This is a genomic window from uncultured Christiangramia sp. (assembly GCF_913046405.1).
In the GTDB taxonomy this organism is placed as follows: domain Bacteria; phylum Bacteroidota; class Bacteroidia; order Flavobacteriales; family Flavobacteriaceae; genus Christiangramia; species Christiangramia marina.
This window is the reverse complement of the sequence record NZ_CAJWRQ010000073.1, coordinates 1-15385: the sequence shown is the minus strand read 5'-3', so window position 1 is coordinate 15385 and position 15385 is coordinate 1. Positions and strand designations below refer to the sequence as shown.

Annotated in this window: 11 protein-coding genes and 2 pseudogenes; 7 read left to right on the top strand and 6 right to left on the bottom strand. The window is 38.6% G+C overall.

The window, feature by feature from the left end; translation table 11 throughout:
• Positions 1 to 52 precede the first annotated feature (52 nt).
• Positions 53 to 2737 carry a PAS domain S-box protein gene (locus tag QZ620_RS10290; protein ID WP_295181329.1) on the bottom strand — a complete coding sequence of 895 codons (2685 nt, stop codon included), beginning with the start codon at positions 2735 to 2737 and terminating at the stop codon, positions 53 to 55.
• A gap of 291 nt (positions 2738 to 3028) precedes the next feature.
• On the opposite strand from QZ620_RS10290, the gene QZ620_RS10285 reads away from it, so the two are divergent.
• The 6 genes from QZ620_RS10285 (at position 3029) to QZ620_RS10260 (ending at position 7554) form a co-directional block, all read left to right on the top strand.
• Positions 3029 to 4024, top strand: a complete 996-nt coding sequence (locus tag QZ620_RS10285) for an alpha/beta hydrolase (protein ID WP_295181327.1) — start codon at positions 3029 to 3031, stop codon at positions 4022 to 4024.
• Positions 4025 to 4127: 103 nt separating this feature from the next.
• Entirely contained in the window at positions 4128 to 4685 is a 558-nt protein-coding gene (gene pyrR / locus QZ620_RS10280) for a bifunctional pyr operon transcriptional regulator/uracil phosphoribosyltransferase PyrR (RefSeq protein WP_295181325.1), read from the top strand.
• Positions 4675 to 5607, top strand: a complete 933-nt coding sequence (locus QZ620_RS10275; protein ID WP_295181322.1) for an aspartate carbamoyltransferase catalytic subunit — start codon at positions 4675 to 4677, stop codon at positions 5605 to 5607. The genes pyrR and QZ620_RS10275 overlap by 11 nt, the downstream gene beginning before the upstream one ends.
• An 8-nt stretch (positions 5608 to 5615) precedes the next feature.
• Positions 5616 to 5948: a ribonuclease Z gene (locus QZ620_RS10270; RefSeq protein WP_295181320.1), complete on the top strand. Its 333-nt coding sequence runs from the start codon at positions 5616 to 5618 to the stop codon at positions 5946 to 5948.
• Positions 5949 to 5950: 2 nt separating this feature from the next.
• Positions 5951 to 6874, top strand: coding sequence for a ribonuclease Z (locus tag QZ620_RS10265; RefSeq protein ID WP_295181318.1), 924 nt, complete (start codon positions 5951 to 5953; stop codon positions 6872 to 6874).
• 173 nt (positions 6875 to 7047) lie between these two features.
• Positions 7048 to 7554 (top strand): CAP domain-containing protein, encoded by a 507-nt coding sequence (locus tag QZ620_RS10260; protein ID WP_295181317.1) that lies wholly within the window; start codon positions 7048 to 7050, stop codon positions 7552 to 7554.
• Positions 7555 to 7655: 101 nt separating this feature from the next.
• Here QZ620_RS10260 and QZ620_RS10255 read toward each other — a convergent pair whose 3' ends face one another.
• The 4 genes and pseudogenes from QZ620_RS10255 to QZ620_RS13885 form a co-directional block, all read right to left on the bottom strand.
• A complete protein-coding gene (locus QZ620_RS10255; RefSeq protein ID WP_295181315.1) occupies positions 7656 to 9134 on the bottom strand; it encodes a S41 family peptidase in 1479 nt (492 codons plus the stop codon).
• A gap of 391 nt (positions 9135 to 9525) precedes the next feature.
• Positions 9526 to 11400 carry an OmpA family protein gene (locus QZ620_RS10250; protein WP_295181313.1) on the bottom strand — a complete coding sequence of 625 codons (1875 nt, stop codon included), beginning with the start codon at positions 11398 to 11400 and terminating at the stop codon, positions 9526 to 9528.
• Positions 11401 to 11416: 16 nt separating this feature from the next.
• On the bottom strand, positions 11417 to 12313 hold the full coding sequence (locus tag QZ620_RS10245) for a type IX secretion system membrane protein PorP/SprF (protein WP_295181311.1): 897 nt from the start codon (positions 12311 to 12313) through the stop codon (positions 11417 to 11419).
• Between the two features lie 12 nt (positions 12314 to 12325).
• Positions 12326 to 12592 (bottom strand): annotated as a pseudogene (locus tag QZ620_RS13885) (gliding motility-associated C-terminal domain-containing protein); the annotation flags it as partial.
• On the opposite strand from QZ620_RS13885, the gene QZ620_RS13880 reads away from it, so the two are divergent.
• Positions 12503 to 12706, top strand: coding sequence for an FmdE family protein (locus QZ620_RS13880; RefSeq protein WP_366935457.1), 204 nt, complete (start codon positions 12503 to 12505; stop codon positions 12704 to 12706). The pseudogene QZ620_RS13885 and the gene QZ620_RS13880 overlap by 90 nt on opposite strands.
• Before the next feature lie 447 nt (positions 12707 to 13153).
• On the opposite strand, the pseudogene QZ620_RS10240 reads toward QZ620_RS13880, so the two are convergent.
• Positions 13154 to 15376: pseudogene (locus QZ620_RS10240) on the bottom strand (HYR domain-containing protein); the annotation flags it as partial.
• Positions 15377 to 15385 lie beyond the last annotated feature (9 nt).

The following is a 15385-nucleotide window of genomic DNA, read 5'->3' as shown; positions in this document are numbered from 1 at the left end:
CCTTTTTGTTCCGTAGATGAAAATTGGATCGTCATCTATAATACAGGCTATATCAACTTTTATCATAATTTTTTAAATAGATTGAGAAGGTGGTTCCTTGTCCAGGTGCACTTTGGACCTGAACTTTACCTTGCAGGGCTTCAATTTGATTTTTTGTAATAAATAACCCAATTCCTCTGGAGTCTTTATGTTTATGAAAGGTTTTGTACATTCCAAACAGCTTTCTTCCGTGCTTTTTGAGATCTATACCAAGGCCGTTATCTTCAATATCAATCCGTACAAATCCATCTCCCAATACATTGGCGCTTAATTTTATAAATGCATCTCTTTCCGAAGAACTGTACTTAACAGCATTGGTCATAAAGTTGAGAAGAATACTATCTATATATGCCGGTACACCTAAAACAAAGATATCTTCTGCAATGTTATTATAAATATCAACATTTTGTCTGGCAGCAATGGCCGTAATAGAATGAGTAATATTTTCTACGCTTTTACATAGATTCACAGCACCCAAATTCTCTTCAACGGTAGTATTGATCAGGGTGACTTCGTTAAGATGTTCAATAGTTTCCGATAGATTTCCCGATGCATTGTTTAGATGTGAGAAGATTTCATTCTTTTTTAATTCTGGATAGTCACCCATCGCCAGATCCAGTAGCATCCCAATGTTACTGGAATGAGATCTTAAATTGTGAGAAACTATATGAGCAAAGTTTTTGAGTCTGGCATTCTGCTCCTGGGTGATGGTCATTACGCTGGAAAGTTCTTCTTCAACTATCTTCAGGTTTGTAATATCGATAGCCATAAAAAGGTATCCTGTATTCTCACCGTTATCTGAAATTGAAGTAATTGCCAGTTGCACAGGAAATTCTGTACCGTCTTTTCGAACATAAGTCCAGTCCTTATTTTTCAAATTTTTGCTGTTTGAAATCTTATTCAGGAACTGTGGAAGATCATAGTTTTCGTAATCACTGAAGAGGTTTTTGGAGAAGGATTCAAGTTCTTTAGAAACGTGAATAGCAGTAATGTTCAATTGCTGAGAGACTTCAGTTTGGGTGTACCCAAGCATCCTCTCAGCTCCTTTGTTGAATGATTCTATGCGCCCTTCAGAATCTGTTGAAATGATACTAACGTGGGTACTTGCATTGAAGATGCCTTCCAGTTTGTTTAAAGTTGATCGCAGTTTTTCTGAAGCGATCTTTTCTTTAGTGATATCAGTTATTTGAGAAACAAAATGTAAAGGTCTGCCTTTATGATCCCGAACCAGTGATACGGCAAGTTTGATGAATACGATCGATCCGTTCTTATGGAAGTACCTTTTTTCCATATGATAAAATTCGCGTTCCCCGGCAACCAGCTCATTTAGTAGATTTAAGTCGCTATTTAAATCGTCTGGATGGGTAATATCCTGAAATGTTAGTTTCCTGAGCTCTTCTTCGGTATAGCCTATAATATCACAAAGACTTTTGTTTACACTTAGCCAGTTACCGTTTATATCCAGAATTGCCATCCCAATGGCGGCATGTTCAAAACTGCCACGAAATGTTTGCTCACTAATACGCAACTTCTTTTCTGCCTGAAGCCGGTGATTAATATTATGCATGGCTACTACCGCTCCATCCAGGTTGCCATCATGATCGAAAAGCTGAACACCATTTACCGAAACTGTAATTTCTTCTCCGCGAACTGGTCGTATTCTAATGACTTCATTAGCGATTGACCCGTTATTGAATGCTTTGATAAGTGGTATTTCGTGCTGTTCCAGAGCTCGCGTGCCATCGGCATTGTATAAGCCATAATGCCTGGAAAGTTCTTCTTTAGGAACAGGTTCTGCTGGTAAACCGTGCCAGTTCTTGGTTGCCTGGTTGAATAATGTAAGATTACCCTTAGCATCACAAGCTACGATGCCTACTTCAACACTTTCCAGAACTTTTTCCATTAGTTCCTGCTTGCGGTGATTTTCCGCCTCGCTATTCTTAATTTCAGTAATATCTGCGGTATGCATGATGATACCTCCAATTCGATTTTCAGAATTATACCAGGGTCTTACCTCCCAGGTGATCCAGTTTTTTGAGCCATCTGCACGAACAAAACATTCTTCATCCATGCTGTGTATCGCACCGCTAAGACATTCCTGATGTATTTTCTTCCAATCCTCTCCAATTTCAGGAAAGATCTCGTAATGTGATTTTCCAACCACATCGATATTTTCAATATGATAGTCCTTTAACCAGCGTTTTGAAACAGCAATATATTTTAGATCATTATCGAACATGGCTATTGCAGAAGGAGCCTGTTCTATAAACAACCTTTTGAGTTCAAACCTTTTTTTCATCTGGCTGATCTCCTCGCTGCTCGTTCCACCAGCTATATTATCAGACAATTGCTGAATAACATTCTGCTTCTGTTCTTCCAGAGCAAAGATGAGTGCACCGTCAGGTAACTGAATAACCTTATAAAAAAATTTTCTGAAGTGACCTCTGGATGTTCTGAGTCTTATTTGACCGGACTTCTCGGGATCATTTTTAATTTTTGATAGTAGCTCTTTCCAGTTCAAAAACTTCAGATGTTCCTCGGCTTTAGTTTTCTTCAGTATGTGTGATGGAGGAGACAATCCAAGGTGTCGCAAGATTTGAATATTGAGCCAGATGTAATCTGGTTCTTCCGGTTTATATATCAAAAATCCATGCAAGCCATACTTTTGAACAAATTCAAAAACATGAGGTTCTTGCATAATTAATGAGATTTCATGTTCTCTCACGTTCTGCATAGGTCATAGATTGTAATAGATTGGGGGAATCCATTACTGCAATTAAGATATTTTCTTCGGTTTAAGCAACAGTAAACTTTTAAAAAGCATGAATTTTGGTATTAATTGGTTGATTCAGGTTAAACTTATATTTGGTTCATATTGCGGTATACCGTCTGGAATTCGAAAGAATAACAGTTCTTACTGATCATATTTAGGATAGATTTAGCTCAGGTCTAAGCGAAGAGGTTAGTCAAATTTCAGTAATATTGAAGCATGAAAAACAGATACTGGATTGTGCTTGTTCTCGTGGCGGTTCTCGTAGTCACTTACTTTACCGGACCAGTTCCCGAGGAACCTGAATACGATCTACAGCTTCCTAAAATAGCTTCCAGTCTAACCGAACTGGAAGATCATATTAACGATAGCGAATCTAAAAAGCCAACACGTAAGAATAACCAGGCTCGCATAGAATGGTATGGAGAAACACCTGGCAAAACAGAATATAGCATCATTTATCTCCATGGTTTTGCAGGTAGTTATAGAGATGGTTATCCAGTAAATAAAAATATTGCTAAGAAATTAAATGCAAATATTTACTATGCTCGCTGGGCAGGTCACGGTCTTGAGCCTCAGGCAAGTCTGGATGATTTTAACGGAGAGAATGCCTGGAAATCTGCAAAGGAAGCTTTAGCCATAGGTAAACAGATTGGGGAAAATGTGATTATAATGAGTACATCTACTGGCGGAACTCTGGCGTTTAAGCTTGCTGCTGAATATCCTGAGGACGTTTATGCACTCATTAATATGGGGCCAAATCTCGAGGATGATCAACCTGGTACTTTTGTACTGAGTACTCCGTGGGGTTACGAGATTGCGAGCTTAATAAGTTTTGGGGATAATAGGAAAATTGAGCATAAACAACGAATCGCTACCCAGTACTGGGATACGATTTATCCATCCCGGGCTCTCGTAGATCTTCAGGTTCTCGTCGAAACCACAATGATACCGGAGACTTTTAAGAAAGTGCATTGTCCTGTACTGACCCTATATTATCATAAGAACTTTATCCAGGAAGATGAACATGTAGAGGTAGATATCTATGAAAATATTCATAAATTACTTAGTACTCCAGACTCAATGGTAGTTTTGAAACCACTGGCCACCCCGGAAACCCATTTCGTAGGAAGTGATATCAAATCGAAGGATACCGAGATCGTTGAGAAAGCCATTGAAGAGTTTCTAAGAAATAAACTGGATATAAATATTTAATGAATAGTTTTCAGCAGTGAAATGATAAAACGATCAGACTATAGTTTAGTAAAAGATCAATCCAAAAAAAGCCTTACTTTTGTTTCAATCTACAACCAGTTTTATGAGCCGCAAAGTTCTTTTAGACTCAAATCAACTTGATATCATTCTTCACAGGTTGGCCTGTCAATTAGTAGAAAAGCACACAAATTTCGAAGATACCGTAATTATAGGAATTCAGCCTCGTGGAATATATGTTGCTGAAAGGATTATCAGCATTCTGAAAGATGAGTATGGATTGGATCATTTGAAAACTGGTCAGCTTGATATTACTTTTTACCGCGATGACTTCAGAAGAGGAGAGAAACCTCTGGAAGCGAATAAGACCAGAATAGATTTTGTAGTAGAGGATAAGAATGTAATTTTTATTGACGATGTTCTTTATACCGGCCGAAGCATAAGAGCGGCGTTGACCGCTATCCAATCCTTCGGAAGACCGCTCGAAATTGAATTATTAAGCTTGATAGACAGGCGGTTCAGCAGACATTTACCAATTCAGCCAGATTACACCGGAAGACAGGTAGATGCTATCAATGATGAGAAAGTGAAAGTAAGCTGGAAAGAACAGGATGGAGAAGATGCGGTTTATTTAATTGCAAAAGACTTGGATCATGAGGAGTGAATTAAGTGTAGATCACTTATTGGGAATCAAATATCTTCAGCAGGAGGATATAGAATTAATATTTAAGACGGCAGATCATTTTAAGGAAGTGATCAACAGACCAATCAAAAAAGTTCCTTCTTTAAGAGATATTACCATCGCGAACCTCTTTTTTGAAAATAGTACACGAACCAGACTTTCTTTTGAACTAGCGGAAAAAAGGCTTAGTGCAGATGTTATAAATTTTTCTGCAGCTTCCTCTTCAGTAAAAAAAGGTGAAACTCTAATTGATACCGTAAATAATATCCTTTCAATGAAAGTTGATATGGTGGTTATGAGACATCCCAACCCCGGCGCTGGAATATTTCTTTCAAGACACGTAAACGCCAGTATTATTAATGCCGGAGACGGGGCGCATGAGCATCCTACCCAGGCCTTGCTTGATTCGTACTCTATTCGAGAGAAGCTTGGTGATGTAAGACGCAAAAAGGTCGTGATCGTGGGAGATATTCTTCACAGTCGGGTAGCCCTTTCCAATATTTTCGCATTGAAACTTCAGGGCGCGGAAGTCAAAGTGTGTGGGCCCAAAACCTTGCTGCCAAAGCATATTGAATCTCTGGGTGTAAAGGTTGAACCGAATCTCAAAAAAGCTCTGGAATGGTGCGATGTAGCCAACATGTTGCGCGTGCAAAATGAACGCATGGATATTAGTTACTTTCCAAGTACCCGGGAATATGTAAAACAATTCGGGTTGAATAAAAAATTGCTAGATAGTCTCAATAAAGAAATTGTAATCATGCATCCCGGACCAATAAACAGGGGAGTGGAGATCACCAGCGACGTGGCAGATTCTGAACATGCGATTATACTTGATCAAGTGCAAAATGGGGTTGCGGTGAGAATGGCTGTAATTTATTTGCTCGCATCCAAAATCAAACAATAAAAGAAATTATGAAAAGAACCGAAAAGGAGAATTATATACTTATCTCTGCTGAAAATGCAGAACTCACAGACTTTACGAGTCAGTTAACCAAGCATCATCAGGATTTTGAGTCTTCAAACATCATTGTGGATTTAAGTAATCATAAGGATTTAGAAAACCAGCAACTGCTGGCTTTTTTAGAGGTTTCCAATTTACATAGAGAATCAAACAAAAGTTTTGTGATCGTTAATGATGCATTGGGAATAGATGAATTACCGGAAGAATTAATCGTAGTCCCAACATTGCAGGAAGCAGAGGACATGATACAGATGGACGAGATTCAGCGTGATCTTGGATTTTAAAAATGGGTAACAGCCAGTTAAAAATTACGATCCTTGGCTGTTATGCCGCTACTCCCAGAAGTTTCACTAATCCAACTTCACAAGTTCTGGAGATTAAAAATCATCTTTTTCTTATTGATTGTGGTGAAGGCACTCAGGTTGCCCTGCGTAAAAATAAAATTAAGTTCTCCAGGATCAAACATATATTTATCTCGCATCTTCACGGTGATCATGTCTTTGGACTGGTAGGACTTGTTTCTACATTTTCTTTACTAAACCGGGAATCTGAACTTCATATTCATGGACCCAAAGGCATCAAAAAGTTTATTACAGTACAACTTCAATTAAGCGGAGCCTGGACTAAATACCCATTAATTTTCCATGAACTGAGTTCCAGGGAATCTGAGGTTGTTTTGGAAGATGAAGATGTTACAGTGAGCACTATTCCTTTGAAACATAGAGTCTATACCAATGGATTCTTATTTAAAGAAAAAATAGGTGATCGAAAGCTACTTATAGATGAAGCCCAGCAAAGAAACATTCATTATACGCTATTTAAAAGTTTAAAAAAGGGCAAGGATGTCACTTCGGAAGATGGCATCCTGGTAAGAAACAATTTGGTCACAGAAGATCCTGCAGCACCTCTATCCTATGCTTTTTGTAGTGATACGATGTATAATCCTGAAATGGTTCCATTGATCCAGGAAGTGACTGCTCTTTATCATGAATCAACCTTTCTCGAAAGCGAAGCCGCACTCGCTGCTCCTACTAAGCATAGCACCGCTAAACAAGCTGCTGAAATTGCTAAATCTGCCCGAGTAGGTAAGCTCATTCTTGGTCACTATTCTACTCGCTATGGCGATATTAATAAATTTAAAGAGGAAGCATTTACTGTTTTCCCAAATGTAATTTTAGGCGACGACGGACAGGAAATAGTCGTTGAATAACAAATTAATATTTCTTCCAATAGTTCTTTAATCGACATATCTCCAGATAATTAGCTGTAAATTCCTACAGTTTATGTTAAAATTGTGATATAATTAGTCGTATTTAAAGTGACGGATGTTTTTCATCGATATAATATGTACATTTATCATCCCAATCTAAATGAACCTCTATTATGACGAAATTTTACTCACCCGGACTAATCTTGATTTTATGTACTCTGTTTCTTACATCTTGTTCAAAAGACAATTCTGAAGATGATGTAACCGGGTATGATCAAACTGTAACCAGTCGTGCTTCTTATGAATACAGCGCCCTGGAAGTTGAGATTTTAGAAGATCTTAATATTTACAGAAAAGCTAATGGATTGAGTGAATTACTGCCGCTAGCTGAAGGTTCAGTTGAATCTGAAGATCATAATTACTATATGATAGATGCAGGTGCAGTTAGCCATGATAACTTTTCTGATAGAGCTTCCTATTTGATGAATGCAGTAGGTGCGAGCAAGGTAGGAGAAAATGTAGGTTATGGATATAGAACTTCTGAAGCAGTAATTAATGCATGGCTAAAGAGTAGAGGGCACAAAGACAATATTGAAGGGAATTATACTCATTTTGGAATTTCTGTTAGACAGGATGCTGAAGGGAAAAATTATTTCACGAACATATTTGTAAAAAAATAGAATAATACATACACCCCCCAAATCTAAAAGGGAACAGGCTAGAGGCTGTTCCCTTTTTTATTATCTCAATAAAATTTTAGCTACAATAAATCAAAATTCAACTATTGAATCACAGCTGGAATACGATCGATATACATTTTCTGAAAGTCGGCTTTATTCATCCCGCTTTCACCAAGAAGCTCAATTTCCATCCTGTTTACTCTTGACTTGGAAATACCGGATCGTCCCAGAATGCTATTGATGGCAACTTCCAGAAGAGGTTCTGAAGGTTCGCCAAGAACTCCAAGATTATTTAGATCCTCTATATACTCTACATCCGGTTGTAATCCATTAATGTAATCTGAATTACCATCTACATTAATCGATTTGAATACTAATGGCTGCATAGCATACGTATGGTTTTCACTAGCACCTTCTCTTGTGTAGTCATCGCTATCGTAGAGAGTTACTGAAGCCTGGAATTTTCCTACAGTACGATCTCCTATCTGGTTCACGGTTATATATGGATCAAGGCCGTTGATAATAAGTTCGCTGGCAGATGCACTGGATCTTGATGTTAGTATATAAACTTCAGATAAATTTAAGCTGTTTATCGATGAACCACTTCTAACATTTCCATCAAATCTATTTAATAAAGCTTCAGGATTCTGAGCTTCATAGTAGGTTTGATATTTATCGTTCCACTGTTCCTTCATAAAAATCTCGCCTTCAAATTGTCCGGTGATCATACTGGCCAGATCAACAGCCGATTCTACAGAACCACCACCATTGTACCTTAGATCTACCACCAAGTCTGTAACACCATTTGCCTGAAATTCTGCGAATGCTGCATTGAGATCATAATCGAAGCTTGCCGTAAAGCTATTGTACATCAGGTAGCCGATTTTTCTACCATCTATATTCAGCGTTTTAGCAATATATACCGGGTTTTCGGTATATGTATCATCAGTTAGATTTACAACCTGATCTGTTACAATGATCTGGTTGTCCTGCACGTAAGCTACATTAATACTAAAACTATCCTGACCTATAAGTTCCATGAAATTTGAAGAGGTCAATTGCTGACCATCAATTTCAGTGAAAACAGTACCACGGGTCAAACCTGCTTCATCTGCAGATGTTCCGGGTAATACATATCGTATAAAACCAAATACAAAATCTGAATTAGAGATCTGCCCAATACCATACTGGATACCAGTAGCTCCACTCATTCCTTCAAATCTTTCCTCAAGTTCATTATAATCATCAGTTATAAAGCTAAATCTGTCAAAATCTGCAGTTAGATCATCAAAGAGAGATTCTGGTGAAGAAGCATCTACCAGAAATTCTGTTTTTTCCGTAGATGATGAGAAGTAATTATCTGCAAGTTCCGGCACATCCTCCTTATATAAATAGATCTCGTTTAAACCATTATATACAAAACTTTCTACCTCTATCGCTTCGTCTACAGGTTCTTCGTTCTCATCGATAACATTCTCGGGAAGATTGGGGTTTCTTTCGGTAGGTGTTTCCTCTTTCTCGCAGGAAGCAAGGATTCCAATGCTAATAAGAAAGATCACTAATTTACTTTTTATATTCATGTGTTTCATTCTTATGTTGGTAGAATTTGTAAAACTCACTAATTGTGCCAATATGGTCCATTAATATTTACGAATATTAATGAAATACGGTTCAATTTTAGACTCCAGATAATAAAATGACTAATGAGTAGGATGAGATTCTACCTAGGAGAATAAAAATAGTGATTTAATGGGGCTTGATACTTTAGGAAATAAGTTCAACAAGCGTTGAATACCTTCCATGATAGAACTTTTTATCTAAATGTTTTAATTGAAACCTATAAAATCGAAAAAGGTTCAGGCTAGAGGCTGAACCTTTTTCTTTTCAAATCGATTTGTTGGGGTCGATTTATTTATCATATCAACCTTTGTCGATACCCCAGCTTCGATTCTGGTAGGGTCTTAAAATATCTTATTTAGATTCTTTCATTTCAACAACACTAAACATAGATCGTCTGTTTAGTTGATGATCTTTTTCTGAACATCTGTCACAGTCTATAGCCGGTTTATTCTCACCATATCCTTTGTATTCCTGAATTCTATTTTCGGCTATACCATTAGCAACCAGGTAGTCGAAGGTTGACTTAGCTCTACGTTCGGCCAGTTTTACGTTATAAGCATCTGTCCCTCTACGATCTGTATGAGAACCAATTGCTATTACAAGTTCTGGATACTCATCCTGCATTAGTGCTACAAGTTTATCCAGTTCTTGTGCGGCATCTGGTCTAATATTCGATTTGTCGAAATCAAAATATATATTGTCAATTTCAGCCAGGTATTCAACATCTTTAATAGGGTTTAGCTGAATATCATATTTTAAGGTATCAGTTTCATCAGTCTCTCTCGTATCTATCGTTCCATTGAAAGTTTCGTATTTGATCTCTTTGGCTTCCACTGGAAATTCTAAATCCCGGTCAATTTGAGTTTCGTAATAACCATCCTCATTTGTTTCGAGAAATGCAAGTTCCTCACCATTTTCATCCATGATCCTAACTGTTGCAGAACTTATTGGATTTCCATTTATAGCATCAGATACTGTTCCTGCAACCACTAAAGGATTCATCTTGTTAAAAACGAAAATATTATCATTATCTCCTTCCCGGTTACTTGAAATATAACCTTCTTTAGAATCTTCCACCTGGAAATAAGCGAAGTCATCAAGACTACTATTAATGGTCTCTCCTAAATTCTCTACAGTATCACTATCTTCTTCTAATCTGAAGATATCGAACAAACCTAAGCCGGCATGTCCATTAGAAGAGAAATAAAGAGTACCATCGGTATCCATAAACGGGAAGGTCTCATCAAATTCTGTATTTACCGGAGCTCCAAGGTTTTCTGCAGGCCCATATGTGTTATCTTCATTGATCGCTACTTTATAGATATCTGTTCCGCCATTGCCATTAGGCATATCTGAAGTAAAATATAGTGTTTTGCCGTCTCGAGATAGTGAAGGGTGACCAATGGAATATTCATTGCTGTTGAAAGGTAATTCCTTTACATCTATCCATGAACCATTGGATAAAGTAGCCGAATATAATTTTAAGTGATTGGTTTTATCCTTATCTCTTTTTCCTTCCTTATTACCGAGATAATTATTTCTGGTAAAATATATAGTACTGCCATCTGGAGAAACTGCTGCCGGGCCATCATGTAGTTTGGTATTGATATCCCCTGGTATAGGTTTTATGTTTCCGGTTTCTGAATCCATTACATAAATGTCCAAAAATGGTTCACCGTTCCAGCTATACGTTTTCTCTTTTACATCTACATCCTGAGCTCTGGCGGAAACAAAATAGATCGTACCATCCCTCTCGAATACTCCAAAATCACTGACTTCAGAATTAAAATCTGCTTGCTGAAGTTTGTAGGTTGCCATACTCTTATATTCATCCTTATTCAGCATGGTTTGTATTCCATCAGAATTTCTTCCTGTTTCGAGGTAACGTTTTAAGAAAGTTCTGGACTCATCGTATCGCTTCACTCCGCGAAGAGCCTGTGCATATTTGTAGTAATATTCTGGAAAGATGGTAGTGTCTTCAATAACGTCTCCATAATAAAAAACGGCATTTTCCGGACTACGTAGCATCATATAGGCATCACCCAAGCGAGTAGAGTTATAAGTAACATTGTAGTCATCTTCTATAAGTTCTTTATAAACTTCAGTAGCTTCAAGATAAGCGAAGTCTTTGTATAGCCTGTCTGCTTTTTTTTGTTTCCCACTTTGAGCCTGAATCCCAAGGGAACAGATAAAGATAGAAAGGAAAAATATGTAGTAGTTTTTCATAATCTATAGACTTTGGTTAGAAGAAACGTGGAGATTTGTATCTGGTATTTTTAAATCTGAATTCGTAAATAAGAATGAATTCATGAGAGCCTGAAGTATATGGCTGAATATCAGACACAGAGTATTCATAGGCATAACCCGCTCTGAAGCCTGGAAACAACTGTACATCCAGAAAAGCTCCAATGGCATCATCTATTCTATAATTTGCTCCCAGATAAAACTTTTCATCAAAAATTGCCGTAGCAGTCAAATCTACTGAAAGCGGTGCTCCCTGAGTGGCCTTTACCAGGGTAGAAGGACGTAGTTTCAGGTTGTCACTAAGATCAAACACATATCCGGCAGTTAGGTAATAGTGTACCTGCTCCAATGCTCTAAACTCTTCCAGCTCATTATTGTCTTTATTGATCAATTTAGGTGCAGACAATCCAACATACCAGTTCTGAGCTGATAGATATGCTCCAGCGCCGAAGTTTGGTGTCCACCTGTTAAAATCATCCGCAAAGAATGGATCTGTTCCAATCGTTGGATCATCAAGTCCATAGTAATAAGCACCAGCTTTAAGGCCCAGTCGAAGAGAAACATCTGCACTAAGATCTACTCTATAGGAAAAGTCACCATACACAAAGGTTGTGTTTTCGTCCCCAATCTTATCATTGATGACTGAAAGCCCTAAACCGATCTTATCATTTCGCAATGGAGAATTGATGGACAAGGTCTGGGTTACCGGTGCTCCATCTACGCCAACCCATTGATTACGGTTAAGGGCAGTAATGGAGAATCCGTCTCTGCTACCAGCATATGCCGGGTTGATGGAAACCGTGTTATACATGTATTGAGTAAACTGAGGGAGCTGCTGCGAAAATCCTGGGGCCGCAACAAATAGCATTAATATAATTAGATAAACTTTTTTCATGGTTTCCCTTTTTTATTTAGTTCCTAAGTAAATATAACCTTGAATTGGTTCGAAGTTACCTTCTCTTATTTCCAGAACATAAAAGTATGTTCCTGATGGCAATTGATTTGAGCTTGTAAATGAAGAGTCGGAGTATCCATCCCAGTTATTCTGGTAGTTTTTAGCATCGAAAACCTTGGCACCCCATCTATTAAATATCTTAAGATCGTATGTGAATCCACATGCAATATCCGTGTCGATAGTAAAGAAATCGTTGATGTTATCACCATTCGGAGTTACTGCTTTAGAGATGCTATCTCTTACATCTTGAACACTACAGTCCAAAACAACACAGTCATCGTTGATCATTACGGTTACGAATGTACTTTGAGGACAGTTCCCCTCGATTTGTAATTCGAAAGTATAGGTTCCAAGTTCTAGAGATCCCGGAGTAATAAATCCGTTATCCAGCGCACCTGTGTTATCGGTATCAATCCAGGTTCCAACATCTTCATTATCTGCAATTAGATCAAAAAGATTGAAAGCTGAATCATCGATACATAGATCAACCACTCCATTGTCGATTAGCACGATATCTTCTGCAACTGGTTCAGTTAAAACGATGGTAGTAAGATCAGATAACTGACCAAACTCATCCTGAGCAACAACATCATAAGTTCCCGGACTCAAGTTTGTAAATATCCCGTTCGCCTGGTAGGTTTCACCATCTATACTATAAGTTAATCCATTTTGCACGTCTACCGTGATAGTTCCTGTTGGTTCTGAACAGTTTGGTTGAACTACGTCTACTTCAGGAGCAGCCGGTGGAGCAGGAGCAGGCTCTTCTTCAACGGTCACTGTAAAGCTACATTCTGAAGTATTTCCAGCAGCATCAGTTGCTTCAAAAGTGATCGTGGTCACACCTAGAGGAAACTCTTCACCTGAAGCAATTCCACTAGTCATAGTGATGGTCTCTCCAGAACAGTTATCGGTCGTTTGAGCCATATTGTACTCTACAATGCTGCTTTCTATTCCGAAGCCAACTGTCACTGTGATATTCTCAGGACACTCAACAACAGGAGCTTGATTATCTATCACCATTACAGTGAAAGTAGAAGTGGCAGTATTTCCGTTATTATCGGTCGCGGTGTAAGTCACAGTTGTAGTTCCTACCGGAAACTCACTTCCGGATTCCATACCTTCAGTCAAAGTAATTTCGGCTAATTCGCAATTATCTGTAGCAGTAGGAGCTTCATAGGTTACAACAGCGCCACATATTCCGGTATCATTGTTTACAGTGATATTCTCTAAGGCTTCAAGTTCCGGTGCCTGATCATCAGTAACAGTAATATCGAATGAACATTCAGAAGTATTTCCTGCAGCATCGGTAACAGTAAATGTCACAGTTGTTGTTCCTACAGGGAAGGTTTCTCCTGAAGCCAGGCCAGCAGTTTGAGATACCGTAAATTCTCCAGAATTATCAGATCCCTGAGGTGTGTTAAATTCAACGACAGCACCACAAATATCCTCATCATTGCTTATTTCGATATCATCCTGGCAAACGATCGTTGGATCTTCGTTGTCTTCCACTGTTACAGTAAAGCTACACTCTGAAGTATTTCCAGCAGCATCGGTAGCAGTAAAGGTTACCGTGGTAGTTCCAATTTCGAATTGAGATCCGGAAGCCGGTCCGCCAGTTTGTTCTACAGTTACCTCGCAATTATCGGTTGCAGTAGCATCTGTAAAGTTTACGATCGCAAAGGACTCTCCAGTTGCTGTTCCAATAGTCATTTTTTCAGGACAGCTGATTGCCGGAGCTTCATTATCTACTACAGTTACTGTAAAGCTTTCCGTAGTCGTATTGCCTGAAGCATCGGTTACTGTATAAGTCACAGTTGTAGTTCCAACCGGGAACTCAGATTCTGAAGTTAGACCTTCGGTCACTTCCACAGATTCCAGTTTACAATTATCGGTTGCTCCAATCATTCCGAAATTAACAACAGCACCACATATTCCAGCGTCATTATTTACGGTAATATCATTCATTTCTTCCACTACAGGAGCTTCAGAATCTGTTACGATCACATCGAAGCTACAGAAGCTGGTATTTCCAGCAGCATCAGTTGCTGTAAAGCTTACGGTGGTAGTTCCAAATGGGAATACTTCTCCGGAAGCAGGACCAGCAGTTTGCTCGATCGTTGCATTTCCTGAATTATCAACTATTTCAGGTAAGCTGAATTCTACAACGGCTCCACAAATTCCAGGATCATTCTCCTGGTTAAGAGTATCCGGACAGGCGATCTCAGGTCCTTCAGTATCATTTACGAAAACGATTACCGTAGCCGTATCTGTTCCACCATTATTGTCTGATATAGTATATGTGAAGGTATCTTCACCTGTAAAGCTCTCATTTGGAGAATAAGTTACCGTTCCATCCTGATTGATTACTACTGAACCGTTCTCCGGATTTGTAGTATTAATCACGGTCAGTTCGTCACCATCTATATCGGTGTCATTATCTAAAACTGTAATTGTTACCGGAACTTCCTGATCTGTAGTGGCAGTATCATTATTCGCAACAGGATCATCATTAACCGGTGTAACTGTAATAACAACAGTAGCAGTATCTGTTCCACCGTTACCATCAGAAATGGTATAAGTAAACGTATCTGTACCGTTGAAGTTCTCGTTTGGAGAATAAGTTACCGTTCCATCCTGATTGATTACTACTGAACCGTTTCCAGGCTGAGTTACTTCAATAACGGTTAGTTCATCTCCATCAGGATCAGAATCGTTGTTTAGCACTTCGATTTGTACAGGAGTATCTTCAGAAGTAGTAGCCGAATCGTCCACGGCAACTGGCGCATCATTTTCAGCACCAATAGTTACGGTTACAGTAGCAGTATCTGTTCCGCCGTTACCATCAGAAATGGTATAAGTAAACGTATCTGTACCGTTGAAGTTTTCATTCGGAGTATAAGTTACTGTTCCGTCAGTATTGATTACTGCTGAACCATTTCCTGGTTGAGTTACTTCAGTAACGGTTAGTTCATCTCCATCAGGATCAGAATCGTTGTTTAGCACTTCGATTTG